Source organism: Jiulongibacter sediminis (assembly GCF_001306455.1).
GTDB lineage: Bacteria > Bacteroidota > Bacteroidia > Cytophagales > Spirosomataceae > Jiulongibacter > Jiulongibacter sediminis.
The window spans coordinates 1,231,110-1,258,064 of sequence record NZ_LGTQ01000005.1; the positions used below are offsets into that span (position 1 = coordinate 1,231,110).

Annotated in this window: 22 protein-coding genes and 1 pseudogene; 14 read left to right on the forward strand and 9 right to left on the reverse strand. The window is 40.0% G+C overall.

Annotated elements, in window-relative coordinates; genetic code table 11:
• Positions 1-112: 112 nt before the first annotated feature.
• From AFM12_RS05470 to AFM12_RS05485, 4 genes and pseudogenes are all read left to right on the forward strand, one after another.
• A pseudogene (locus AFM12_RS05470) lies at positions 113-1,108 on the forward strand (pyruvate dehydrogenase complex E1 component subunit beta); the annotation flags it as partial.
• 119 nt (positions 1,109-1,227) lie between these two features.
• The gene (locus AFM12_RS05475; protein ID WP_055144740.1) at positions 1,228-2,298 is read left to right on the forward strand and encodes a Gfo/Idh/MocA family protein; all 1,071 of its coding nucleotides are present in this window, start codon (positions 1,228-1,230) and stop codon (positions 2,296-2,298) included.
• A 66-nt stretch (positions 2,299-2,364) separates the two neighbouring features.
• A complete protein-coding gene (locus AFM12_RS05480) occupies positions 2,365-2,826 on the forward strand; it encodes a DinB family protein (protein WP_055144742.1) in 462 nt (153 codons plus the stop codon).
• Positions 2,827-2,836: 10 nt separating this feature from the next.
• Positions 2,837-3,409, forward strand: coding sequence for a DinB family protein (locus AFM12_RS05485; RefSeq protein WP_055144745.1), 573 nt, complete (start codon positions 2,837-2,839; stop codon positions 3,407-3,409).
• A gap of 75 nt (positions 3,410-3,484) precedes the next feature.
• Here AFM12_RS05485 and AFM12_RS05490 read toward each other — a convergent pair whose 3' ends face one another.
• From AFM12_RS05490 to trpS, 3 genes are read right to left on the reverse strand one after another with little or no spacing between them, the layout of a single operon-like run.
• The gene (locus AFM12_RS05490) at positions 3,485-3,916 is read right to left on the reverse strand and encodes a DUF2147 domain-containing protein (RefSeq protein WP_229308463.1); all 432 of its coding nucleotides are present in this window, start codon (positions 3,914-3,916) and stop codon (positions 3,485-3,487) included.
• Positions 3,913-4,476 (reverse strand): phosphatase PAP2 family protein, encoded by a 564-nt coding sequence (locus AFM12_RS05495; protein WP_055144748.1) that lies wholly within the window; start codon positions 4,474-4,476, stop codon positions 3,913-3,915. Before AFM12_RS05495 ends, AFM12_RS05490 begins: the two co-directional genes overlap by 4 nt.
• Positions 4,477-5,454 carry a tryptophan--tRNA ligase gene (gene trpS, locus AFM12_RS05500; RefSeq protein WP_055144750.1) on the reverse strand — a complete coding sequence of 326 codons (978 nt, stop codon included), beginning with the start codon at positions 5,452-5,454 and terminating at the stop codon, positions 4,477-4,479.
• A gap of 55 nt (positions 5,455-5,509) precedes the next feature.
• Between trpS and AFM12_RS05505 the strand changes: the two genes are divergently transcribed.
• A complete protein-coding gene (locus AFM12_RS05505; RefSeq protein ID WP_172678807.1) occupies positions 5,510-6,175 on the forward strand; it encodes a DUF2461 domain-containing protein in 666 nt (221 codons plus the stop codon).
• Positions 6,176-6,188: 13 nt separating this feature from the next.
• Here the strand turns inward: AFM12_RS05505 and AFM12_RS05510 are convergent, their stop codons facing one another.
• From AFM12_RS05510 to topA, 3 genes are all read right to left on the reverse strand, one after another.
• The gene (locus AFM12_RS05510) at positions 6,189-6,881 is read right to left on the reverse strand and encodes an SIR2 family NAD-dependent protein deacylase (RefSeq protein WP_055144754.1); all 693 of its coding nucleotides are present in this window, start codon (positions 6,879-6,881) and stop codon (positions 6,189-6,191) included.
• Positions 6,881-7,876 carry a S1 family peptidase gene (locus tag AFM12_RS05515; protein WP_055144757.1) on the reverse strand — a complete coding sequence of 332 codons (996 nt, stop codon included), beginning with the start codon at positions 7,874-7,876 and terminating at the stop codon, positions 6,881-6,883. Before AFM12_RS05515 ends, AFM12_RS05510 begins: the two co-directional genes overlap by 1 nt.
• A 93-nt stretch (positions 7,877-7,969) precedes the next feature.
• Positions 7,970-10,444, reverse strand: coding sequence for a type I DNA topoisomerase (topA, locus tag AFM12_RS05520; protein ID WP_055145204.1), 2,475 nt, complete (start codon positions 10,442-10,444; stop codon positions 7,970-7,972).
• A 340-nt stretch (positions 10,445-10,784) separates the two neighbouring features.
• Here topA and AFM12_RS05525 point away from each other — a divergent pair, with 340 nt between their 5' ends.
• Entirely contained in the window at positions 10,785-13,064 is a 2,280-nt protein-coding gene (locus AFM12_RS05525) for an aconitate hydratase (RefSeq protein ID WP_055144760.1), read from the forward strand.
• A gap of 168 nt (positions 13,065-13,232) precedes the next feature.
• Here AFM12_RS05525 and AFM12_RS05530 read toward each other — a convergent pair whose 3' ends face one another.
• A complete protein-coding gene (locus AFM12_RS05530; RefSeq protein WP_055144766.1) occupies positions 13,233-13,583 on the reverse strand; it encodes a hypothetical protein in 351 nt (116 codons plus the stop codon).
• Between the two features lie 137 nt (positions 13,584-13,720).
• Here AFM12_RS05530 and AFM12_RS05535 point away from each other — a divergent pair, with 137 nt between their 5' ends.
• The 4 genes from AFM12_RS05535 to AFM12_RS05550 all read left to right on the forward strand — a co-directional run bounded on the left by AFM12_RS05535 (position 13,721) and on the right by AFM12_RS05550 (position 17,375).
• On the forward strand, positions 13,721-14,671 hold the full coding sequence (locus tag AFM12_RS05535) for a ribose-phosphate pyrophosphokinase (protein WP_055144770.1): 951 nt from the start codon (positions 13,721-13,723) through the stop codon (positions 14,669-14,671).
• 2 nt (positions 14,672-14,673) lie between these two features.
• Positions 14,674-15,306, forward strand: coding sequence for a 50S ribosomal protein L25/general stress protein Ctc (locus tag AFM12_RS05540; protein WP_055144773.1), 633 nt, complete (start codon positions 14,674-14,676; stop codon positions 15,304-15,306).
• Positions 15,307-15,420: 114 nt separating this feature from the next.
• Complete coding sequence (locus tag AFM12_RS05545) at positions 15,421-16,278, forward strand: UDP-2,3-diacylglucosamine diphosphatase (RefSeq protein WP_055144776.1); 858 nt, start codon at positions 15,421-15,423, stop codon at positions 16,276-16,278.
• Positions 16,275-17,375: a glycosyltransferase family protein gene (locus tag AFM12_RS05550; RefSeq protein WP_055144779.1), complete on the forward strand. Its 1,101-nt coding sequence runs from the start codon at positions 16,275-16,277 to the stop codon at positions 17,373-17,375. The genes AFM12_RS05545 and AFM12_RS05550 overlap by 4 nt, the downstream gene beginning before the upstream one ends.
• Positions 17,376-17,620: 245 nt before the next feature.
• Here AFM12_RS05550 and AFM12_RS05555 read toward each other — a convergent pair whose 3' ends face one another.
• Together AFM12_RS05555 and AFM12_RS05560 are read right to left on the reverse strand one after the other, a co-directional pair.
• Positions 17,621-20,452, reverse strand: coding sequence for a TonB-dependent receptor (locus tag AFM12_RS05555; protein ID WP_055144782.1), 2,832 nt, complete (start codon positions 20,450-20,452; stop codon positions 17,621-17,623).
• A 63-nt stretch (positions 20,453-20,515) separates the two neighbouring features.
• The gene (locus tag AFM12_RS05560) at positions 20,516-21,808 is read right to left on the reverse strand and encodes a beta-helix domain-containing protein (protein ID WP_055145206.1); all 1,293 of its coding nucleotides are present in this window, start codon (positions 21,806-21,808) and stop codon (positions 20,516-20,518) included.
• A 1,448-nt stretch (positions 21,809-23,256) separates the two neighbouring features.
• On the opposite strand from AFM12_RS05560, the gene AFM12_RS05570 reads away from it, so the two are divergent.
• The 4 genes from AFM12_RS05570 (at position 23,257) to AFM12_RS05585 (ending at position 26,886) form a co-directional block, all read left to right on the forward strand.
• Positions 23,257-24,498, forward strand: a complete 1,242-nt coding sequence (locus AFM12_RS05570) for a tyrosine-type recombinase/integrase (RefSeq protein ID WP_055144788.1) — start codon at positions 23,257-23,259, stop codon at positions 24,496-24,498.
• 7 nt (positions 24,499-24,505) lie between these two features.
• Positions 24,506-25,369, forward strand: a complete 864-nt coding sequence (locus AFM12_RS05575) for a hypothetical protein (RefSeq protein WP_055144791.1) — start codon at positions 24,506-24,508, stop codon at positions 25,367-25,369.
• Between the two features lie 88 nt (positions 25,370-25,457).
• Entirely contained in the window at positions 25,458-25,808 is a 351-nt protein-coding gene (locus AFM12_RS05580; protein WP_055144794.1) for a helix-turn-helix transcriptional regulator, read from the forward strand.
• A gap of 178 nt (positions 25,809-25,986) precedes the next feature.
• Complete coding sequence (locus AFM12_RS05585) at positions 25,987-26,886, forward strand: hypothetical protein (RefSeq protein WP_055144797.1); 900 nt, start codon at positions 25,987-25,989, stop codon at positions 26,884-26,886.
• Positions 26,887-26,955 lie beyond the last annotated feature (69 nt).

Consider the following 26,955-nt stretch of genomic DNA (forward strand, 5'->3'; position numbering starts at 1 on the left):
ATACCCTTTTTGAATATAGAGAGAAATAATGCCCAGCCATAATTGAGCATTGACTTCCATATTTGAGTTTCCTTGCCTAATTTTGCCCGCCTAAAAGGCAGATGCCGATCATTCATTAAATTACCCAATGAGAGAGATTCAATTTAGAGATGCCATAAAAGAAGCGATGTCAGAAGAAATGCGTCGCGATGAAAATGTTTATCTGATGGGCGAAGAAGTAGCCGAATATAACGGTGCTTACAAAGCCAGTCAGGGAATGTTAGACGAGTTTGGGCCGAAACGCGTGATAGACACCCCGATTGCTGAGCTTGGCTTCGCAGGTATTGGTGTCGGTTCTGCCATGAATGGTTTGAGACCTATTGTTGAGTTCATGACTTTTAACTTCTCTTTGGTGGCGATCGATCAGATCATCAACTCTGCGGCTAAAATAATGGCAATGTCTGCCGGGCAATATTCTGCCCCAATCGTCTTCAGAGGACCTACCGGTAATGCAGGACAATTGGGTGCACAGCACTCTTCAAATTTTGAAAACTGGTATGCCAACACACCAGGTCTTAAAGTAGTCATTCCATCAAATCCATACGATGCGAAAGGCTTGCTCAAAGCCTCCATTAGAGATAACGATCCTGTTATTTTTATGGAATCTGAGCAGATGTATGGTGATAAAGGTGAAGTACCTGAAAGCGAATACCTGATTCCACTCGGGCAAGCGAAGGTTGTAGAGAGCGGTTCTGATGTAACCATCGTTACGTTTGGCAAAATGCTTCCTCGCGTGGTGATGCCTGCAGTGGAGCAGTTGAAAAAAGACGGTGTGAGTGTTGAAGTAATTGATCTTCGCACTGTACGTCCTATTGATTATGCCACAGTGGTAGAATCAGTAAAGAAAACCAACAGATGTGTGGTGGTGGAAGAAGGACCTCCAATTGCCTCCCTATCTGCTGAAATTGGTTATCATTTGCAAAGAAATGCCTTTGATTATCTGGATGCTCCGGTAATTCGTGTGAACAGCATGGATATTCCGTTAAACTATGCCCCAACGATAATTGAGGCTACTTTACCAAACGAAAAACGAGTAATTGACGCTGTAAATCAGGTGATGTACAGATAAAATTTTTGAAATAGAATTTATAGAAGGCCGTACGTATGTGCGGCCTTTTTTATTTGATTCGAAAAAGGGTTTTTCTAATTTGAAGCTCAATAACTGAATAACAAAAAACACTGAAATCAATGACTAAAATTCGTGTGCTGGTGGTCGGAGCCGGCAATATGGGTGCCTCTCATGCCAAAGCATATCATAACATGCCTGAGTTTGAAATCTGCGGAATCGTTTCGCGAGGGCAAAGTAAGGTGAATCTCAATGAAAAGCTTAACGCTACTTACCCTTTATTCGATGATTATTATGAAGCCCTGAAATCCTCAAAACCAGATGCGGTGAGCATTTCAACTTACCCTGATACACATGAAGATTATGCCATTGCAGCGTTAGAATCAGATTGTCATGTTTTTATTGAAAAACCGCTTGCGGATACTGTTGAAGGTGCTGAACGAGTTGCAGTTTTGGCAAAAGAGAAAAATAAAAAGTTGGTTGTCGGATATATTCTTAGAGTTCATCCTTCATGGGAGCGTTTTGTGACCGAAAGCCGAAAAATGGGCAAACCCCTAGTCATGAGAATGAATCTTAACCAGCAGAGTCATGGCTATATGTGGGATGTTCACAAAAATTTAATGAACAGCCTTAGCCCTATTGTAGACTGTGCGGTTCATTATATTGATATCATGTGTCTAATGACCGAGGCTAAGCCTGTTAAGGTTTCGGCCATTGGAGCCAAATTAACCGATGAAATTCCGGATTGGAATTATAATTATGGTCAATTGCAGATTCATTTTGACGATGGATCAGTGGGCTGGTACGAAGCCGGATGGGGCCCTATGATGAGTCAAACCGCATTCTTTATCAAAGATGTGGTGGGTCCAAAAGGCTGTGTTTCTATTGTCGCTAAAAATGCGGCTTCTGAAGGAAAATCAGATGATGTGGATTCACACACCAAAACCGAAGCAATACGAGTACACCATGCGGCTATTGATGATAAAAACGAATTTGTAAAAGAAGATGAGTGGATAGAAATGACTGATGAGCCTGATCATGACGAGCTTTGCAAAAGAGAGCAGCAGTATTTCCTTAGGGCTATCCAGGAAGACCTTGACCTTACAAATCATATAAATGATGCTGTAAATAGCCTTAAAGTGGCATTTGCCTGCGATGAATCAGTGAAGACCGGGAAGATGGTGGAAATCTAAAGGCAAATACTTAGCGAATTCATATTTTTTTAGAAATTTGTAAAGATTGGCACTCCAAAGAATTTAATGAGAAAAGAGCTCGACAGACTAATAGAAAATCTTGATACGGTATTCAGAGGCGATGCATGGCACGGGCCTAGTGTGACAGAAATTTTGAATAGCCTGAAACCCGATATAGTCGATCAGAAACATGGGTTTTCAAAAAGAACAATCTCTGAGCTCATATTCCATTTAGTAGCTTGGAGGAAGTTTGCGATTGAAAAACTCAATGACAATATTCATTTCACAATGGATACCGAAGAAGATAACTGGGGAACACCAGAAATCACATCGAAAGAAAACTGGCCTCAACTCAAGAAATTACTTACAGACACCCATAAAGAGTTTATCGCCAAGCTTGAAGAACTTGATGATGAACTATTAGACAAACGGGTTCCTGGCGAATTCTACGATTTTTACAAATTATTGACCGGAATAGTACAGCACGACACCTATCATCTGGGTATGATATGGGTTTTGTGGGAATAAAATAAATACAATGAGCAAAGAGCAAGAAATAGATCAGAATAAAGTTTTGGTTACCAGAATCATCAATCTTTTAAACGCGGGTTTTCATGGCGGAGCTTGGCATGGGCCTTCCGTACTTGAAGCGGTAAAAACCATCACTCCAAAAGAAGCCAGCTATAAAACACCCACTGTTCATACGGCAGCTGAGCTGATTTATCACATTACAAGCTGGAGAATTTTCTGTCTCAAAAAGTTTCAGGGAGATGCTGATTATCTGATCGATGATGACAAGAAGAATTTCGGACCGGCAGCTAAAGTTGATCAGTTTGAGCTGGAAACACTTTTGATGGAACTTAGCCTCAGCCATGACGAACTTGTCAAGGAATTGCAATCAAAAGACGATGACTTTCTTAATGAAATTGTACCAGGCACAGAGTATACATATTATACGCTGATACACGGGGTTATTCAACATGACCTTTACCATACAGGTCAAATCATCCTGCTTAAAAAGATGGCTAATGCCTCCAAAAGTGATTATGATGAAGATGATGAAATGACCAGCAGCCGCTATTTTGACGATGGGATGGGCGATGCGTTTTAGGGTTTATAACCCGTTTTAAATTAAAAGGGCAGATTTCTGTTAAGAAACCTGCCCTTTTTCTATTTCATAGAACCATTAATTCCCTTTATAACGGGTAAACTCCGAAGTTCTGCCAATCAATGAAATACCGATATAGCCTCTGACATCTAGCTGATCAGCACTTACCAATGTCATTTCTGAAGAGTATGTTTTCCCGTTTCTTGGGTCGTAGATGGTACCATCTTCCCAGGATTTCTCACCGTCTTTTTCAAAACCTTTGAGAAAGACCAAGCCCATTAAAGGCTTAGATTTTAGTGCTTCTTTCGGGTTATTCTTGTCTACTTTTGGTTTACCATTTTCAGTAGGCTCTGACAACCAAACAATCTTGCCATACATCTTTCCACCTTGCTCATAAAACTGAACTCTGGATGTTTTTTCTTCATTCCACCAGGTTCCTTCTGTTATGCTTTGAGCATAGGAAACACACGAAAAGGCCATCAGAGCCAGAATTAATCCTAATTTCTTCATAATCGATTTTTAAGTTTTGTTGTTGTTAATAGGTAATTGAGGAGCAAACTAATAAAAATTCCAATGAATGCACCGGCAATCACATCTCCCGGATAATGAACTCCCACATAAATACGGCTGTAGGATACAATTATTGCCCAAATGAACATTGCCCACCACAACCATTTTTTAGACGTCAAAATCATACACAGGCCACAAGCAAGAGCAAAACTATTGGCAGCATGCGATGAAGCAAAGCCATATTTACCTCCACAGCCTCCCACCACATGTATCCAATCACTGAGGCTTTGATTTTGACAAGGTCTTAGTCGTTCAAAAGCTGGTTTCATCCATCCGGATGTGACGTGATCAGCCAAACTCACCACGGCAATGAGATACAAAATATATACTCCTCCCTGTTTCCAACCGAAGGACTTGATCAAATAAAAAATGATAAAAAGATATAAAGGCACCCAGGTTAATCTGGCTGTAATCCATGACATCAAGGTGTCAAAAAAGGGCGAATGAAGGCCGTTGAGTATCCTAAAGAGTTCAAGGTCAATATGCCCCAAACTTTCCATTTAATCAATGAAGCCTAATAATTCACGAACTTTTTGCATCGTAGCTTTTGCGATAAGCTCAGCCTTTGCTTCGCCGGCCTTAAGCTTTGCTTCAAGCTCCTGGGTATTCTCCATATAATAGTTATAAAGCTCCCTTTCTTTAGCAAATTTCTCTAAAATGAGATCAAGTAAAGCCTTTTTGGCGTGGCCATAGCCATAATTACCACCCTCATAATTTTGACGCATTTCTGCTACCTGAGCCTCAGAGGCCATCAGTTTGTATAATGCAAAGACATTACAGGTATCAGGGTCTTTAGGCTCTTCTAAAGGTGTAGTGTCAGTAACAATTTTTTTGATGACCTTATAGAGCTGTTTCTCAGGGAGGAAGATATCGATATAATTCCCGTAAGACTTTGACATTTTCTGGCCGTCAATGCCCGGAATAGTCATTACATTCTCATCGATCTTTGGTTCAGGCAAAACGAAAGCCTCTCCGTAAGTTCTGTTAAAAGCCGCTGCAATATCCTTTGACATCTCCAGATGTTGCTTTTGATCTTTGCCCACAGGCACAAAATTGGCCTGATAGAGTACAATGTCCGCGGCCTGAAGAACCGGGTAAGTAAAGAGACCGGCATTTACATCAGAAAGCTTGTCAGACTTATCTTTAAACGAATGGGCATTTGCTAACATCGGAAAAGGCGTCAGACAATTCAAATACCACATCAGCTCGGTATGGTACCCCGCCAGACGGCTCTGGCGATAGAAATAATTCTTTTCAGTGTCAAAACCGCAGGCAAGCCAGGCAGCCGCCACCGCTAAAGTATTCTCTTTCAGAGCATCGGCATCCTTCACTGTGGTCATACTGTGCAGGTCTGCAATAAAAAGAAAAGACTCATTTTTTGGGTCTTGTGACAATTGGACCGCAGGTAAAATCGCACCTAAAATATTACCTAAGTGAGGCTTACCGCTTGCTTGAATACCGGTCAGAATTCTGGCCATTGAACTTTCTGTTTTCGAATTTGATAATTGCAGAGCAAAATTAGAGATTTAGGGCATGATAGACCCAAACACACTTCACTTTTTGGAGGATTTAGCAAAAAACAATGAAAAAGAATGGTTTCATGAAAACCGAGGTCGTTATGAAGAGGCCCGAGCTAATTTTATAGATTTTTCATCCGAGGTTTTGGAACAACTCAAAACCATTCAGGACGACCTTCTTAATACTGAGGTCAAAAAGTGTATTTTGAGAATCAACAGAGACATACGGTTCACAAAAGATAAAAGACCCTACAAAAACTACTTTGGAGCTGGTTTTGGTCCCGGAGGGAGCAGCAGTGGCCGGTCAGACTTTTATTTACAGATAGAGCCTGGAGGCAAAAGCTTTTTAGGAGGCGGAATGTGGTCACCATCCCCTGAAAATATGGCCAAGTGGCGTCAGGAAATTGACTATAATCCTGATGCTCTTAAAAGCATCATTTATGCTTACGAATTTAAAAACTACTTTAAAGAGATTGCTGGCCAGCAACTCAAAACAAAGCCTAAAGGTTATGAAATTGACCACCCTGAAATAGAGCTTTTAAAATATAAGGAGCTATTTTTTTATAGATACTACTCTGATAAAGAAGTATGTTCAGAGAATTTTTCTGATGAGATTTTCAAAGCTTGCAAACTCATGAAACCCTATCAGGATTATGTGAATGAGCTATTCTTTGATTCATGAATTTCAAATGAAATTAAATCATTTGGATCAAGGTCTCTTTCAATTCAGGCAAAACTTCACCTGCGGCTCCCTGATGAAAATGGATATTTGAAGGTAAATTCGCCTGTGGCCTCTTTTTGTCAATTACAAAAACCGGAATGTCATACGGAGTGTAATCAATAAGGCCGGCTGCCGGATAAACCTGCAGACTGGTACCTACGACCATAAAAATATCCGCTGATCTGCAAATTTCTACGGCAGGTTCTATCATGGGAACCGCCTCTCCAAACCAAACAATATGCGGCCTTAATTGACCACCATCTTCTGCCAAGTCACCCATTTCTATCTGCCTATCCCCTATTTCATAAATGAGACTTTCATTTTTGACACTTCTTACCTTATTCAGTTCGCCATGCAGGTGTAAAACTTTTGAAGAACCTCCACGCTCATGAAGATCGTCAACATTTTGAGTGATAACACTTATACTAAAATGACTTTCAAGCTCGGCCAGCGTTTTATGAGCTTCATTTGGAAAAGCCTCTGCTGCGGCCTTTCTTCGCATATTATAAAAACGCTGCACCAAATGCGGGTCACGATGCCAGGCTTCAGGGGTCGCCACATCTTCTACCCTATGGTTTTCCCAAAGACCATCTGAATCACGAAAAGTCTTCAGTCCACTCTCCGCCGAAATACCGGCTCCCGTCAGTACCACAAGGTGCTTTCTCATTATTTTACAATTGAGTTTATCCAGTTCAATTGGGAAGAGACTTTAATAAATACACTGATATCACCATAGCTGCTATCTTCATGCCCGGAGAATGGCTCCGGCACTCCACCAGAGAGAACTCCGGCTAATTTCCATTGACCATTTTCTTTCAAAAATATCGGACCACCACTATCACCTTCTACCGTAGTTCCTTCAAGATTTAGGGGTATAGACGAGCTACTCCCCTCACCCAACAGAGCTTCATCTTCATTAACAATTTCATCTCCCAGGGAGTTAGCATTTTCTTCAGGACTATCGAAATCAAAAGCCAACAGACCTCCGGAATAAGTCACACTATTCGCTGTGCTCGTAATTCCATCCGATTCACGATCCAGTGTATTCTCTAAGGCATGTTTCTTTGAAAATAAGTTAGGGTCCTGCCCCTGCAATCCTGAATAATCTCCAAAACCACAATACCATACCTGACTGCCTAAAGTCTCAGTGGTTGAGATATATAAAGCCACAGGATTTACACTTGTGACCGGAGTCTTCAATTTAACCAGACACATATCATTCGCAAAAACAAAATCGCGATTATCCACCAGCCATGTGGGATGAAAATAAAGCTGCTCCACCTCAATAAGTTGATCGGGATTATTGGGATCATTGCCAACCAAAACTTTAATTCCTGAGGCCGGAGCAGGTGAAGATTGCTCTTCGGCCACAAAAAAATTATGTCCAGCTGTTAGTATCCAATTGGGTGCGATCAGAGTCCCAGTAGCAACATAATCCTCATTATCACTTCCATTAAGGCTGTAAGAAAAAGCAACTACTGCAGAGAAATCCGGTTTATCTCCACCGCTTTGCACCGCATTTTCATAGTCTTCAAGAGTACGGTCATGTCTTATACCAAATGTACGCGAGGCCGACGGCTCAATGATATCTTCAATTTCTTCACAGGAAATCTGAAAGAAAGCCATTGAAACCAACAGTAGATATAGTCCCTTCTTAAACATTTTGATTTAAATTGGTTTTGGTTTGAATGTAATATAAAAAAACTCCCCGCCATAGCTGACGGGGAGTTAACGTAAATACTTAGTAATATCTTGCTATTTGCCTTCACCGAGTTTCAGGCAATCTTCCAGCGTCAATTCCTCAGGCTTCATATCCTTCGGTATTTTCACATTACGCTTCCCTATTTTGATATAAGGACCGTATCTGCCATTCAATACCTGAACTGTTTCATTTTCAGGGAAGGTTTTGATGGTTTTTTTAGCTTCAGCAGCAAAATGCTCTTCCAGCTTTGCTACCACTCCCTCGTCGTCAATAGTCAACGGATCCTCACCTTTGATATTAATGTACTTCCCTTTGTATTTGATATATGGACCAAATCTTCCCTTGCCTACAATAACAGGCTCTCCTTTGTAATCGGCCATATCTCTGGGTAATGCACTTTCAGGATCCTTCCGTTTTTCTTCTATAATCTCAATCGCCCTCTCTTTATTGACCGTAAACGGATCTTCTCCTTTAGGTAAATTATAATATTTACCATTGTGAAGGACGTATGGGCCATATCGGCCTTCATTGACTACAAGAGCATGATCTTCAAAAATACCTACCTCCAAAGGAAGTTTTGGTCCTTTGATAATCTCCATGGCTTCTTCAAAAGTCACGGTATTGATGAGCGTACCTTTTTTAAGCGATACAAATTCAGGCTTATCTTCATCTGTACTTTCCCCAATCTGTAAATAAGGACCAAATTTGCCGATTTTGGCAAATATTTTCTTTCCACTTTTCGGGTGTTCACCGAGCTCAAAAGAGTTGCCAGCGGCTGCATCACTTCCGGCGGCTTTATCCACTTTTTCGTGAAACTCCTGATAAAAAGAGTCAATCATGTTCTGCCATGAGAGTTTACCCTCGGCCACATCATCAAACTCATCCTCTACTTTAGCGGTGAATTTATAATCAAGAACTTTGTCAAAATTGGCTACCAAATAATCGTTTACGATCATTCCCACATTGGTAGGAAATAATTTAGCTTTCTCTGAACCATAGGTTTCAGTACCATGATTCTCTTTGACATCGCCACCTTCAAGCAAGTACTCTTTATACTCTCTGGTCTGACCCGGGCGATCTTCTTTCACTACATAATTACGCTTAATTACCGTCGAAATAGTTGGAGCATAAGTTGACGGACGACCGATACCCAGTTCTTCAAGTTTCTTAACCAAACTTGCTTCCGTGTACCTGGCCGGTGGCCTGCTAAACCGCTCTGTAGAACGCATCGTTTGTAAAGCCAGCTCCTGACCTACTGATAGTGGAGGCAGCATATCTTTGTTTTCCTCATCTTCGTCATCTGTTGACTCCAGATACACTTTAAGAAAACCTTCAAATTTGATTACCTCACCGGTAGCGTTCAACTCCTCATCTCTGGTAGATATTCCAACCTTAGCTGTAGTTCTTTCAATCTGAGCATCGCTCATTTGAGATGCAATAGCTCTTTTCCAGATCAGATCGTATAGTCTTTTCTGATTCCTATCGGCACCCGCATCCAACACTCCAAAATCTGTAGGTCTGATGGCTTCGTGTGCTTCCTGAGCTGAATCGCTTTTGGTTTTATAAACTCTAGTTTGAAGAAACTCATCACCATAAGCCGAAGTAATTTGAGCAGAGGCACTTGCAATCGCATCCTGAGAAAGATTTGTACTATCTGTTCTCATGTAGGTAATCTTACCGCTTTCATACAGTCGCTGAGCCACCTGCATCGTTTGAGCCACCGAGAAGCTCAGTTTCCTGGAGGCTTCCTGTTGAAGAGTGGAGGTTGTAAACGGAGGAGCCGGTTTTCTCTTACTCGGCTTTGTCTCTAAACTATTGATAGTAAAAGCTGCGGCTTTGCAATCTTCCAAAAACTTTTTTGCCTCTTCTTCTGATTCAAAATTCTTAGGGAGCTCAGCTTTGAGTATTTTACCTTTCTCCACCTCAAAAAGAGCAACCACCTTATAAGTTGAATCGGCTTGGTGTGCATCTATTTCTCTTTCCCTTTCAACTATAATTCTTACCGCTACAGATTGTACCCGACCAGCTGAGAGATTGGTCCTGTCGGCCCCACCAAGTCTAATTTTCTTCCAAAGAACAGGCGAAAGTTCAAAACCTACCAATCTGTCAAGCACTCTACGAGCCTGCTGAGCATTCACCAGATCGATATCAATCCCTCTTGGATTTTGTATCGCTTTACCTATGGCACTTTTAGTGATCTCTCGAAAAACAATTCTCTTGGTATCGTCACCAAGGCCTAGAGCTTCTTTTAAATGCCATGAAATGGCCTCTCCCTCGCGGTCATCATCGGTTGCGAGCCAGACTTCTGATCCTTTAGCCAGCTTTTTGAGTTCACTTACTACCTTCTTTTTGTCAGAGGAAATCTCGTACGTAGGTTCAAAATTTTTCTCAACATCAACACCCAGTTTTTTACTAGGCAGATCCCGGATGTGACCGAAACTGGATTTCACTATAAAGTCTTTCCCCAAATAGCCTTCGATAGTTTTGGCTTTGGCAGGAGACTCAACAATTACGAGATTTTTAGACATAAGAAGTATTTTTGGCTGTGTTCTTTTAAGCACTTTGAGGGCACAAAGTAAGTACATTATCTACTGAAACTGAAAATAGTTTTTTGCCCTGTACCCCCAATAGTACCAAAAAAGTGCCAGTTTGGTTCTTAATTTATATTATTCGGTCAATTCCTGAAATGGTTTCAGAATTTCATCGAGACCACATACTGGTATGAAAAAAACGAATTATCTCTACCGTTTTTGTGTTCTAAAAAAGGGGTTCATCACCAAAATATCCTTACTTTTGTGACCCGAAATAGGTGAGTTAAGAGTTTACAAACACCATTTCTATTCCTTTCATTTAAAACCTTAAGATTATATGGCATCTAAAACTTTCGATTTAGATATGATAAAAGAGGTTTATGCTAAACTTGACAGCAGAGTAAAAGCTGCACGTAAGCAAGTTGGCAAACCTCTCACACTAGCTGAGAAAATTCTATATACACACCTTTGGGATGGCGAGGCCACCGAGGCCTTCACCCGTGGTAAGTCATATGTAGACTTCGCTCCTGACAGAGTAGCGATGCAAGATGCCACAGCTCAAATGGCCCTTTTGCAGTTTATGCAGGCGGGTAAAAAGAAAGTAGCGGTTCCTTCGACAGCCCATGCCGACCACCTGATTCTTGCAAAGCAGGGTGCGGCGGCTGACCTTCAGGAATCAATCAACAAGAATAATGAGGTTTTTAACTTCCTGAGTTCTGTTTGTAATAAATATGGTATCGGTTTCTGGAAACCAGGTGCCGGTATTATTCATCAGGTGGTTTTAGAGAACTACGCTTTCCCTGGCGGAATGATGATTGGTACCGACTCTCACACGGTAAATGCCGGTGGTCTTGGTATGGTAGCTATCGGTGTTGGTGGTGCTGATGCCGTAGACGTTATGGCTGGTATGGCCTGGGAACTTAAATTCCCGAAATTAATTGGTGTTAAACTAACCGGTGAAATGAACGGATGGACATCAGCTAAAGATGTCATTCTTAAAGTAGCCGGCATTCTTACTGTAAAGGGTGGAACCGGAGCTATTGTTGAATATTTCGGTGATGGTGCCAAATCACTTTCATGTACGGGTAAAGGTACTATCTGTAATATGGGTGCTGAGATTGGTGCTACTACCTCAACTTTCGGTTATGACGAATCAATGAGAAGATATCTGAAGGCTACCGGCCGTGCAGATGTTGTTGAGCTTGCTGACGAAGTAGCGGATCACTTAACAGGTGACCCAGAAGTATATGCCAACCCTGAGCAATATTTTGATCAGGTCATTGAAATTGATCTTTCTACGTTGAGCCCACACCTAAACGGTCCTTTCACTCCGGATTTGGCTACGCCAATTGCTGAAATGAAAGAAAAGGCTGAGAAGAATGGCTGGCCTACAAAAGTAGAGTGGGGCTTGATCGGTTCTTGTACAAACTCTTCTTATGAAGATTTATCAAGAGCAGCGTCAATTGCACAGCAGGCTGTTGACAAAGGCTTGATCACCAAAGCAGAGTTCGGTATCAACCCGGGCTCTGAGCAGGTACGATTCACTGCTGAAAGAGATGGCTTATTGAAATCATTCAATGACCTTAACGCCACCATCTTTACCAACGCTTGCGGACCGTGCATTGGTCAGTGGGATAGAAAAGGAGCTGATGAAGAGAAAGTGAATACTATTGTTCACTCTTTCAACAGAAACTTCAAGAAAAGAGCTGATGGTAACCCAAATACTAACGCTTTCGTAACCTCTCCTGAAATGGTAGCAGCTCTTGCTATCGCTGGTGATTTGGGCTTCAACCCGATTACTGATACCTTGACAAATAAGGATGGAGAGCAGGTTAAACTTGACCCGCCAGTTGGAATGGAATTACCTGAAAAAGGTTTTGACGTTGAAGATAATGGCTATCAGGCTCCTGCTGAAGATGGTTCAGGAATTGAAGTTACGGTCAATCCTGATTCTGATCGTCTTCAATTATTGAGTCCGTTCAAAGCATGGGATGGCAATAACATCACGGGTGCCAAACTATTGATCAAAGCCTACGGAAAATGTACGACTGACCATATTTCAATGGCTGGCCCATGGTTAAGATACCGTGGTCACCTTGATAATATTTCAAATAATCTTTTGATTGGTGCGACTAACGCTTTCAACATGGAAAGCAATAAAGTGGTTAACCAGCTGTCTGGTGAAATTAATGATGTACCTGGTGCGGCAAGAGCATATAAAGCTGCAGGGGTACCGACAGTGGTAGTGGGTGATCATAATTATGGCGAAGGTTCTTCAAGAGAGCATGCTGCCATGGAGCCTCGTCATTTAGGGGTTAGAGCAGTGATTGTAAAATCTTTCGCTCGTATTCACGAAACGAACCTTAAGAAGCAAGGTATGCTTGGTCTTACTTTTGCAAATGAGGCTGATTACGATTTGATTAAGGAAGACGATACTTTCAACTTTATCGATCTTAAAGACTTTGCTCCTGACACTCAATTAACACTTGAAGTCGTTCATAATGACGGTAGCAAAGATTTGATCAAATTGAATCATACCTATAATGCCCAGCAAATTGCCTGGTTTAAGGCCGGTTCGGCCCTGAATCTGATTGCTGCTGAAGCAAAAGGAAAATAAGTTAGCAATTCCTTAGAAAAGATAATCCCGGCTTTAAAGGCCGGGATTTTTTTTGACTCAAACACGGGTTTAATTAGAAACTTCTGAAATAAGTATTAAATGATAAATCAAAAAAAAGCCCCGACTCAAAGAGCCGGGACAGGATATTATTTGACCATATAATGAAGTCTAAGCTTGTCTTTTCGTTGGAGGTATATAATCGAACCCATTTTGAACTTTAAGATTGTACTCAAAAAATTCCATTGCCCTTCTCACGTTTTTCCTGTTGATAGCAATGAAATAAGGACGCTTCCCCTCCTTTCTCACCAGTTTAGTGTCTAACTTATATATCGTACCCTCCGGGAATTTTGAAATATACTGTTTGGGGCAACTCACCTTTAAATTTCCGGGAATTGGCTGACCATCAATCGTCTCTAAACGCATTCGGGACTGATTTGCATCTAAAATTGCCTCGGCATAAACATCCAAAAAGAAACTTTTTGACAACTCCGGAACCTCATCAACCAGCGATAATTGCATATTCTTACTTCATATAGATTTAATACAAAAATAAAGTTTTTAGCAATTTCACCAAAACAATAAATAGATAGAATTACAGATAGCTTTTCACTAATATTTTATCTACTTTTGCACCTCGTTTCAGAAAACGCACATAAATGGCTGAAGTTAAAATCTTTTCGGGTACCAATTCTCAATACCTGGCCAGCATGGTCGCAGACCAATATGGCAAAGAATTGGGCAAAATGTCAATCAAAAGATTTGCAGACAGTGAAATCTCAGTAGCGTTTGATGAGTCGGTAAGAGGTTGTGATGTATTTCTGGTTCAGAGTACTTTCCCTAATGCCGATAACATCATGGAGCTGTTACTGATGATAGATGCTGCCAGAAGAGCATCAGCACATTATGTGGTTGCGGTAATTCCTTATTTCGGATACGCTCGCCAAGACAGAAAAGACAGACCAAGAGTAGCAGTTGGAGCCAAACTGGTGGCTAACATGCTAACGGCGGCCGGAGCAGACAGGATCATGACACTTGACCTTCACGCAGGTCAGATTCAAGGTTTCTTTGATATTCCGGTTGACCACCTTGAGGGTACATCTATTTTTGTCCCTTACCTGAAAGCAAGAAAGCTCGACAACCTGCTTTTTGCTTCTCCTGATGTGGGCGGTGTAGCCAGGGTTCGGAAATTTGCCACGCATTTTGATGCGGACATTGTGATTTGTGACAAACACCGAAAAAAAGCAAATGAAATTGCCTCAATGCAGCTTATTGGTGAAGTAGAAGGTGCAAATGTAATCTTGATCGATGACCTGATTGACACCGGCGGAACCATGTGCAAGGCGGCTCAGCTCATTATGGACAGAGGTGCAGCTTCAGTTAGAGCAATCTGTACACACCCGGTTTTGTCGCACAATGCCCATGACAATATTGCGAATTCTGTATTGGAAGAACTTATCGTAGCAGATACAATTCCATTAAAGCAGGACAACCCAAAAATTAAAGTTCTTTCCACAGCTGAGCTTTTTGCAAAGGCCATCGGAAGAATAAGAGACAATGGCTCAATAAGCACGTTATTTATAAATTATCAACATCAAATTACTTTTTAAAAATGAAAAAAACCGAGATTGTAGGGTATAAAAGAGCGAATCTTGGTCGTTCGGCGGCGAATCAGCTAAGAGCTGAAGGCCAGGTACCATGTGTACTTTACGGCGGCAAAGAGCAGGTTTCTTTTTATGCACCAGCTTATCTTTTCCGTCCGTTAATTTTTACTCCTGACGCTTACGAAGTAAAACTTAACATTGAAGGCACTGAGTATTCTGCTATCCTTCAAGACAAGCAGTTTCACCCTGTAAATGACACACTAGTTCACGCTGATTTCCTTGAAATTACGCCTGAAAAAGTAATTAAAATTAAAGTGCCAATTCGTTTGGTAGGTACACCTGCAGGTATCAACCAAGGTGGTAAATTGCAGCATAAGCTTCGCCAACTTGCTGTTAAAGGCCCTGTAAGTGCAATTCCTGAATACGTTGACGTTGACGTTAAGGCATTAAAATTAGGGCAATCCGTAAAAGTTGAGGTTATCAGCCTTGATGGTATTGAGATTCTTGATCCTACTTCTAACCCAATCGCTTCTGTTAATATTCCGAGAGCCGCTAAAATGGCTGCCGAACTTGACGAAGAAGATGATGAGGATGGAGAAGCCGAAGGAGGAGAAGCTGGTGCTGACGAAGCAGCAGAATAATTTCTCTGAATCTGATTTTATTAAATCCCCGGCCGGAAGGTTGGGGATTTTTTTGTTTACAATTCCATATTCTGCACTTAATGATGTGGTAATAGTCTTTGCAGTAATTGCATCATGCAAAGTCAACATCATTTTAAGACCATTGTGCTTTCTGATATTCATCTTGGCACCGCCGGTAGCAAAGCGAGGGAAGTAACATCTTTCATCAAACAGTATTCCTGTGAGAGGCTAATTCTAAACGGAGATATTATTGACGGCTGGCAACTGAAAAAGTACGGTAGCTGGAAAAAGAGACATACGGCATTCCTAAGGGCTATTCTTAAAACCATTGAGAAGAAAGACACCAAAGTCTATTATTTACGAGGCAATCATGATGATTTTCTGGATCAGATTCTGCCGTTTAGTATTGGTCCCAACTTTAAAATTCTCAAAGAGCTGACTATTGAGTCTGGCGACAAGAAGTACTACGTTGTCCATGGAGATATTTTTGACCTGGTCACTAAAAAAGCAAAATGGCTGGCTCATATTGGAGATTTAGGATACACTTTCTTGCTCTGGGTCAATAAAAAATATAATCACTATCGTCGGTCAAAAGGTCTTGCCTATTACTCACTCTCCAAGAGAGTAAAACAATCTATTAAGGTAGCGGTCAATTATGTCTCAGACTTTGAAGAACAATTGGCCGAGCTGGCAAGATCTAAAAATTGCGACGGAATTATTTGCGGGCATATTCATCAGCCTGCTATCAAAACATTTAACCAAATCAAATACATGAATTCAGGAGATTGGGTAGAAAACCTATCAGCGTTAGTGGAAGACCACAACGGAAACTGGGAAATCGTTTATTACTCAGTTCAGAAAAAATATCAGGAATACGACGAAGAGGCCATCTCAAAACGGTATCAGAAAGATTTTGATGATAATGAGTCAGACATCGACTTTTCCTATTCAGACTTATTTAATCTAAAATGAGAATCCTGTTCATTGTTCAGGGAGAAGGTCGCGGGCATATGACTCAGGCCATTAGTCTTAGCCAACAGTTGAATCAAACGCGACATGAGGTTGTCGCTTGTCTTATTGGCAAAGAAACTCCGGATGATTTCTGCTCCACTGTGGAAGAACAATTGAACGTACCTACCCATTTTTTTGCCAGTCCTGGTCTGGCTTACAAAGCTGAAGGTAAAGGGCTGAGCCTTAAGAGTACCTTGCTCAATAACTTTGGCAAAACCGGACGATATTTGAAGTCATTGAACATGATGCACCATTGGATTGGATCTTACCAACCGGATATCATCATCAATTTCTATGATCTTCTGGCCGGAATCTATCAAATCAGATACGCTTCAGCTGCACCTCCTATGGTGTGCATTGGTCATCAATATTTATTACTACATCCACAATTTGAATTTCCTCAGGGCAGGCAGCTTGATCGTTTTTTGATCAATCTCAACAGCCGACTTACAGCCATGAAAGCTAAAAAGCTGTTTGCCCTTTCTTTTTCACCGGTTGCTCCTCAACGAAACATTATTGGAGTACCTCCCCTACTGAGAAAAGAAGCCACTTGCCAAACGGTGAAACACTATGAGTACTATCTGGCTTATGTTACAAATCCTTACTTGCTCAAGCACCTTGCCGAGTGGCACAAGAAGAATGATACCTTAGAAATGCATGCTTTCATTAAAACCGATCAGGAAAATGAAGTGGAACAATGGCACAAAAACTTTTTTGTGCACAAACTGGACCCGGTCAAATTTCTGCGATTAATGGCTAATGCTAAAGCCCTGATCACTACTGCCGGGTTTGAGTCCGTTTGTGAAGCCATCTATTTTGACAAACCTATCATGATGGTGCCGGTTCCTAATCATTTTGAGCAATTATGCAATGCTCATGATGCCCAGAAGTACGGTGCAGGTATTGCTCAGCAGGAGTTTAACTTGGACAGGTTCATCTCCTACGTAAAACACCATCAAAGCCCGGGTCAGCAATTCAGAAACTGGCTGAATGAAAGCCGCGAAAAAATTATTGCAGAAATAGAGGCTTTTGAGATAACCTCAAAGGCCACGGCCTAAACAGGCATAGGAAAACTGTAATACCAGATCATAAAAAGCAGCAAACACAGCTGGGGCCAATACTTTTCCAGAAAACTCATTCCAATTTGAAGTAGATCTTTCATTTGTTTGTCTTTTGAACAAAACTACTTCCCGTTTATTAGCCGGATTTTAAGCCAGTATTAAGAAACAAAAAACCCCGAAGAAGCTTCGGGGCATTTGCGTTCACCAATATGAATCAAGTTTAATACGTAGATTAGTTTTGGTTATAAACTATAACCAAGGCTCAGACCCATTGATCTTCCCGGCTTGAACAAGTCATACACCTGAGAAGCTGCGTTAAAGCCCTCATAAAAACGCTGACGCTTAGCATTCAGAATATTGTTAGCTGAGAAGCTAACAGACCCTTTTTGAGCTTTGCCAAAACGTTTTGTTGTTTTAAAATTCAGTGAATTGAAAGGCATTTCAAAGACATCCGGGTTACGGCCAATACCTACTACAGATAGTCTTTTGCCCTGCACGTTATAGCTAAGATTTGCTTCAATTCCACTCTCTTGTTGATTATATGAGATATAACCGTTTACAATAAAAGGTGACTGCCCCTGAAGCTGACGTGTATTTTTTACCTGCTCATCAAGTCTGGCGTTCTCCAATCTTGACTCATACTCATTCGGGTTCATTTCTACCTGAGAGTACACCACGGTAAGGTTAGCACCTACGCTTAAGGGCATTTCATTTGCTACTTTAAGGCCAAGATTCTGACGAAGTTCAAACTCACCTCCAAGTACCTGAGCCATGCCTACGTTACGAGGCTGCACATTATTAGGAGCCGCCTGGCTATACGCTACAACCTCGATAGGATCTTTGAATGTTTTATAGAAACCACTTACTGAAACCATTTGACCTTTATCCATGAATTTCTCAAGACGAAGGTCATAGTTCATAATTTTTGTGGTCACAAGGTTTCTGTTACCAATGAAGGTTCTGTCAGAAAGTGCATCATAAATCTGTGAGATTGAAGCCTCTTTAAATGATGGTCTTGCCAAAGTACGAGCCACAGCCAGTCTCAGGTTTGTTTTCTCTTTCAGTGCGTACACAAAGTTTGCTGATGGAAGGAAATCAAGTGATTCGTTGATTTTCTCATTGTCAAGGATTTCGTCACCAAGGTTTGTCTGACCAGTATAATAGTGATCAAACTTCTCAACTCTCAAACCGTAAATTGCTTTCAATTTTTCCGTTAGGCTGATTTCGTTCATTACGTAGGCAGCAGCAATATTCTGAGTAGCATCATAAGTGTTAGCAGGCTCAAAGTTACCCACCACATATACACCCATGTTAGTCTCTTTATTCCAGATATTTTGTGGTTGCAAAAGGGCGTTGGCATCTCCGTTGATGTCAAACTGGTTTTGACCACGAATGTTAAATACGTACTGAAGAATCTCGTAATTTCTATTCTTCAATGTGTTAGCTACACCAAACTTCAGTTTAGAGTCTCCATAGTTAGTCACAAATTTCTTAGTGAAATCAAGGCGACCACTGTAATCTATCTCTTTCAGTGACCTGAACAATCTCTTTGGCTGGGCACCTTCAGAAGGTTCAATAGAATATGCACCTTCATCAAGCCTGAAAGGAGTAACACGTACATCTTTGTCTTGAATCTGGCTGATTGTAGGAGAAAGAGACCAGTCAATTCTAAAATTATCAGCCTGACCAAACGAATGCTCACCTTTCAAATTAAGGTTTGAAATTGATCTTTCTGAATATTCCTGATTATCCTGAACAAGTGTTGAAGAATTGAAAATGAAGGTTTCCTGTGTAAACTTACCTGCAGTGCTTTCTCCATTTTGAATACGTAATGCATTCAAGGCAATTTTATGTCTGTTAAACTTAACAGCTACACCCGCAAGACCGCTGGCCAGGACATTATTCTTACCAAGAGAACCATACTGAGCCTGATTTCTTTCGAATTCAAAATCGGTATTTGGGTCAAAACCTTTGATAAATGCATTGTACTGAACTTCTTCGTAGAATTCTGTATCGTTACGGTAATTTGCCGCCAGGTTATAACCAATGGTCATTTTTTTCAAATTGACCTGATTTCCCGTAGAAATAGAGGCGTTAAAGTTCATTGGACTTTGGCCACTTAAAACCCCTAAATCTGGTGTAAACCTTTCGGTCAATGTCGTAAGAGAGGCGTCTCTTTTTGCGATTGAAGGCACTACCTGTCTTGAGTCAATCGGCAAACTTCTCAAACCATTATCAAAACCTAACCAATCAGTTGAGCTCTTACTTCCCTGAATGTAGTTATTGTTGAAATGCATGGATGGATTGTAAGAACCACCAACAGACACATTGAAAGACTTTTCAAGAGGGAAATCTTTTGTTGTAATATCAACGATCCCCCCTGTAAAGTCACCTGATAAGTTTGGGCTGGCCGTTTTAGTAACGGTCATATTATCGATAATGTTGGTTGGGAAAAGATCCATTTGAATGGTATTTCTATCAGGATCAAGACCAGGGATATCCAAACCGTTCAAAATTGTTTTGGTATATCTGTCACCCAAACCACGAACGAAAACGTACTTTCCACCTTCTACAGAAACACCTGTTACTCTTTTAATTGCTCCACCGGCATCATTATCTCCGATTCTTCTGAACGTCTCTTTTGAGATACCATCCATCATATTAGGAGATTTACGCTGCATTGTCAGAATAGCAGACTCGCTGTTTTTTACGATTGTAGCTTTCACAACTACTTCCTGTAGCACCTGGGCATCATTACCCATTTTGATATCCAAAACATTCACTTCACCATCTTTGATGATCACGTCCTGAACAGTCAAATTATTGTACCCCACATAGGTAACCTCCAGGGTATAAGTTCCCGGAGCCAGATCTACTGAATAAACACCGTCAAGGTCGGTATTCACACCTTTTTGGACTTCCTTTACAAAAACCGTTGCAAACGGAAGCGTTTCACCATTGGAATTATCAATGATGGTTCCTCTAATAGTACCCACCTGAGCCACCGCAGAGACAGTACAGAAAGATCCTAACAAGAGGATCAAAACACTGAAAAATGATTTTACTGATTTCATATTGGTATTAAACTGATTGTCAAAAATTGGGTGGGGTACTAGCCCCACCCTATATTGGTTTTGTTAAAATCCTGTAAGTGCACCTTTGTGAGCTGCAAATGTCCAGGCAAAGTTTGCCGGATCAGCCCCTACGGTTCTTGTTGTCACTGCCGAGTTAGCAGCTGTCATGTCTGCTTTAAATTTCGTATCATCTCCTGTGGCGAAAGTATCTTTCCATAGAGAAGCGAAATCTGTTACTGCAGCCGGCAGCATGAATTCGTTGCCAGAGATGATGATGTTACCAGCCAAATAGTTAGCCTGTACACCTGCGTTGTCATCCAACTCTACATCTGAGTTATCCGAGAAGTTAAAGAAGTAGTTGTTTAGCAGACTACCCTGGGCATTTGATCTCCAGTCAGCATATTCGCCTGTCAAGCCTTTGAAAGAGCAATTCTGGATAGTGAAAAGTCCTCCGGCATTGATTGAGTTTTCAGGACCGTCAATTTCCATTGCATGATCAGAATCAGCACCTGCGATATAGATAGAGCCATCAATTGTTCCTGAATATGATTGATCAATATCGTACCCGTCATCACCCTGACCCCATACAAGACCATACTTTAGGTTAACAGAGCCTCCGAAGAACTCGATACCATCATCAAGATTACCAACAACCTCAACATTCTCAATTACAGTACCTGAACCGACACCACCGAGTGTGATACCGTTGATTTCGTTACCATCACCGATAAGTGCACCACCATGTCTTACAGACACATACTTAATAACACCTGAATTGTCAGCAGCATCAGAGCCACCGTAAGCACCGTATGTATCATCAGCAGGAATTCCTTCAATTTGTGCTTCAGCACCTGACTGAGCAGAAACAGGGGCATTACCCAGGATGATTAAACCTCCCCACTGAGCATTTATAGTTTCATCCAGATTTGAGCCAGCAGATTGACCAACCTCAATATTGTCATCTAAAGCTGTAAAAATAATTGGCTCAGCTGCAGTACCTTCTGCCATCAATTTACCACCTCTCGCAACAATCAAAGCAGCTGCAAGTGAACCTGTCCCTTTCGCACCTTTAATAATGGTACCTGGCTCGATAGTTAGAGTTACACCATTGTCTACAATTACTTTTCCTTGTAGAATATAAATTCTGTCGTTGGTCCAGGTTTCATCTGAAACCAATAAGCCTGACTTTGCCTCATCTTCTTTAGTTTCTGAGACTTTAGGCACACAATTACAATCTGCTGTTAAAATCTCATTTTCAAGACAAACTACTGTACAATCATCATCTGTTTCACAAGATGTGATAGCAATAGAAAGAACAGCAAGGGCCGCAAAAGCCGCATTTCTAAATAATTTCATGTTTCGGGAAAAATTTTGGAGTTTTAAAGAATTATTTTTCAGTCTATTAAACTTGACTCCATTTACGTCCATTAAGGATCTTTTTTGATTCACTCTGATCAGCAATTAATTTGCTTGTTTCTTGATTTCGTTGCAAAAGTAGATAGCCAATATTAAGCTAATGTTAAGCCCATGTTAGGCTTAGATTAAATCAAGGAGAGGTCACCATTCTATGAGGATGCATTTAGACAATAGTCTAATTATAAAGGGTGAATGGTCTCAAAAACTTCTTCTGAAGGAACAAAAGTATATTCCAAAGGGTTATTAAAACGAAGGGAATCAAGAGATTATGAGCCTCCCGATAAAATTCTTAATTTTTTTTAATAAATATTTGCCTCGTACTCTCAGTAGTAATACCTTTGAATCATAGAAAGTCAGGAAAACAAAAGATATTAAAGATAAAAGTTGTGTGGATTTAGTAGCGGGAAAGGCTGGAACATTTTGTTCCAGTCCTTTTTTTTTGAACCTACCCTATTTGTGGCCGATTTATGGCAACTTTCAGCATTAACGAATTCTATTTGATCTCTTTCGAATTACTTAGCTTCCAAATGAGCATCAATTGGACAAAGCCAATAATTTGAGGAAAATGCCGTATCCAATTTGATCTGTATCTGGATATCAACTTTTATGTCGGCAAATGGGAACTTCAAACCGGAATGGGCAAAGGGGGAGAAAATCCTGCTGACATGATGCTCTTCATCATTTTTCATAGTCACCAACATAGAAACTGAGGTGCACCTTAGGCTTTTGTCTGACTGGAAAACTTATGTTTCGATGGACCGGAGTAAGAATCCATACCACCAGCCTTACAAGGCTTAAACAGCTTGATTTTTTTTCAAATTCAATGAAAAACAAAAACAAACTGAGATCTCTCTCAGGCTTTTGCCGGTGTGGCAAGATTTGAACCGGCAGGCGATCCTGTTGCGGTCTACCAACCCAAAAAATCGCAAAAGAGAGAAAAACAAAAAAGCCTGAGATTACTCTCAGGCTTTTGTCGGGGTGGCAAGATTTGAACCGGCAGGCAATCCTGTTGCGGTCTACCAACCCCCAAAATCGCAAAAGAGAGAAAAACAAAAAAGCCTGAGATTACTCTCAGGCTCTTGTCGGGGTGGCAAGATTTGAACCGGCAGGCGATCCTGTTGCGGTCTACCAACCCAAAAAAAACGCAAAAGAGAGAAAAACAAAAAAGCCTGAGATTACTCTCAGGCTTTTGTCGGGGTGGCAAGATTCGAACTTGCGACCTTCTGCTCCCAAAGCAGAATTATATTTGTTATTCTATTTTGCATCACTTTGATTAAAGTCTTATAAATAACTATTTAACAGCAATTTAAGACAATTTATATTATTGTCAACTTTGCAATACTATTAGTTTATTTTGTTAATTTGTGTGCAAATAGTGTGCAAATTAAATGAGACCTGTAATTACAATTGTTCAAGACCGAAGAAGACAAAAAGCCAATGGCACATACCCGGTCAAGCTTAGTGTCTTTCAATCAAAGCCTAGAATAAGAAAACTATTCCCAATTGGTTTAGAGTATAATGAAAAGGAATTTGAGTCCATATGGAATAGTTCTCGACCAAAAGGCAACCATCGAGATCAAAACTTAAAACTCAATGCAATCCTAAGTAAAGCTTGCAATATTGCAGATGAAATGGAGGTCTTCTCTCTTGAAACTTTTGAGAAAAAATTATTTAGAAACTCAGAGGATGGATTATCTGTAAAATACCACTACGAGATAATTATTAGTGAGCTAAAAAAAAGAGAGCAACTTGGCAATGCAAGTAATTATAATTTGAGCTTAAAATCTCTCAAAAGGTTCCTTGAAGGGAGAGGAAAAAAACTAACCATTGACAAGCTTAAGTTTCTTGATATCGACAAAGAGTTTCTTGAAGATTATGAATTCTTCATGATACAGGAAGGTAGAAGTCTAACAACTGTTAGTTTCTATGTCAGAGCCTTAAGGGCTGTATTTAATAGAGCAATCGAAGAAGGAGAAATTGGTAAAGAAAATTACCCATTCGGCAAAAGAAAGTATAAAATACCGGCTGCTAAGAAAGTTAAAAAGGCCCTTTCTAGTTCTGATCTTCACAAACTCTTTCATTCAAAACCCGAAACACCTGAACAAGAAAAAGCGAGAGACTTTTGGTTCTTTTCATACATGTGTAGCGGCATGAACATCAAAGACATAGCCCAAATAAAATTCAAAGACATAAAGGAAGACAGGTTTGAATTCATAAGAGAAAAAACCAAACGCACTGCAAAAGCAAATATTACACCTATCGTTGTTTACCTTAACCCATATGCCAAGGGTATTATTGAAAGATATGGAAATGAGGACAGGTCTTCATATGTGTTCCCCATCCTCTGTGACGGACTAAACGCAAAAGAGCAAAGAGCTAGAGTTCAAAACTTCACTAGGTTCATTAATCAGCACATTAAAAAGTTAGGGAAAAGTTTAGACTTACCTGATGAATTATCAACTTATTGGGCCCGACATAGTATGGCAACCAAAGCTCTCAGGGATGGCCGATCTCTTGAATTTATACAAGAATCACTTGGCCATGAAAACTTGAAAACTACCCAGAATTATATAGCCGGATTTGAGAATGAAGTCAAAAAGGACTTTGCTGAATCACTGATGAACTTTTAGACAGAGAATGGAAAAACTATTAAAAGACATTCGCAATTTCCTAAGGATAACGTTAAAGGGCTTTATCGTAATCGAAGATTATGAGGCTCCGGTAGAAATGACTCCATATGGATATTTTTATTATTTAAATAGTACAGGATTCGAAAAGTTCAAGGACAATTTGAATTTGCTAAAGTACCGAAACACTGAGAATGTCTTTAATCAGATCAAGCAAGACTTACTTCAAGAAGAAGTTTTTACAACTGACCAGAATTCTGAAACTGATATTGATAAAATTAGGAAGATATGTGTAAGCAAGGGGATTGAATATACTGATTTGGTAACCTTTGACTTTGATTACAAAGATTCTGCACCTTTTGATATTTACCTATATGATCTTCTTCAATCGGATTGGTTAATACTTAATCAGGATGAAATTAAAATCTATGAAACATTCAAAGAATTTTGGATTAAGCTATTCATTGAAAAAACGAAGAATCAATTATTACAGCAAAGTGAAACTAATGATACCGAAAAAGAGACAGAAACATTACAATCTAAATTCACTCTATCATTTAACGAAAACTTCAAACAATTTGAAGACAAAAATCCAAGAAACCATAAACCGTGTTTTAGTGAATCTGATTTCAAGTCACTTAGGGAGGAGCTTGAAAATTATTTCACTAAAGACGATGTAAACCTAGCCAATGTTCACTTTTTGAAATCGGCAAATGTTACCCAGCAGAAAATAGTTTGGGCATTTAAAAATCTTTATCGCTCAACTAATCCGGGCAGTAACTATCCAGATAGCCTATTTCAATTAATTCTTAATCTAATTCCGTCCGAAAGTAACAAAACGATAAAGACTTTACGAAAAGCTAGACGGCCATAGTGCGGTACACCGTAAATACGCACTTAATCCCGTAAAAGAAGCGTATTCGGAGTTTGTTAGTTGCAGCCCAATTAAAACTAAAAGGGTGATGTACACATTTAACGAACTACCAGAAGCTGTAACGGCTATAGCAAATAAGCTAGACGTTATTGAAAGGCTCCTCAAGCTTAAGAATTCAAAAGAGACTGAGGATTTCATTTCAAATCGTCTTCTAACTCTTGACCAAGCTTGCTCTTTACTCAAACTTCAAAAATCAACTCTCTATTCTAAGGTATCCAGAGGCGAAATACCGGGAGTATATAAACAAGCCGGAAGGCTCTATTTCAAGAAAGAAGAGCTTCTAAAGTGGCTAGAAGCTGGGGAAAAGAAAACAACCACGAAAATACTGGAAGAAGCAGACCAGCACCTTGCTGGTTTAAAGAAAGGAGGTGTGAATTGATGAAGCTTCCATTTCCAAAAAACACTGATCGAATATTGAAGGTGGTTCCTACTCTTAAACACCCAGTTTGTGAACAACTAATCAGAACACTAAGTAAAGATAGTTTGACTCTAAGTGAAAAAGAATACTTGGAGGCTTGGCACAAACTTGCTCAAAGAAGCTGATCACTTGGCCCTAAATGATTGATGGCTTTAAAATATTGAATCTTAGGTCTGAAGCGAACCTACATGGAAACTCAAACCTGTTTAACAATTGGGAAACAAAGATTTCTAAAGATGGAGAAATCAAATACCATGTTCAGGAGTTCAAGTCCTTAGTTTTTATAAACAAACCTCCACCAAAGAACTGCACCAGTTTGAGAGGTAGCCTACACAAGTACTATAACAAGGGCATACACAACCATGATGATTTCTATTTTCAACAGGTATGCGATACAATAGATGATTTATCGAAAAGGTTTAATTTGAACCTACATAAATGCCATCTGAACAACTTAGAATTTGGAGTTAATCTCAAACTAAACGATGATGTTAGCAAACTCCTTTTAAGCCTTATAAGTTATAGAGGTTCAATTTTCAATGAAATAAGGGAGGATAACATTTCGTACTTCCAATGCAGGAAGAGCCAGTACATTGTAAAGATTTATAATAAAGGTCTTCAATACCAATTAAAAGACAATGTTCTCAGGTTTGAAGTTAAGGTTACAAGAATGCAGTTTTTGAAATCAAGAGGCATTCCTATTTCAACCCTTCATGACCTAAAAAATAAGAAGATTATCACCGAGCTTGGTAATTTATTAGTAGAAATATTCTCCCAAATTGTTTTTGCCCCGGTAGACGTTGATTTCTCATTAATGAGTAAGAAAGAAAAAATCCTTTTTTTCGAACTTTCAAATCCACATTACTGGAGAAATAATGATACTTCAGCCAAAGCATACAAAAGAAAACAACGCAACAAGAAAAAATTCATTGAACTACAAAAATCTTATTCGAATGAACCTTTCTATCATGCTGCGATTTCCTATGCAATAAAAGAAAAGTGGAATTCTCTTTTTGTCCAAAATTTACACCATACCTAAAATGTAAAAAGTGGACATTTTTTAAAAAAATGGGCCAGTTTAAGAAATGAAACCTTTTAAGAAATTAAC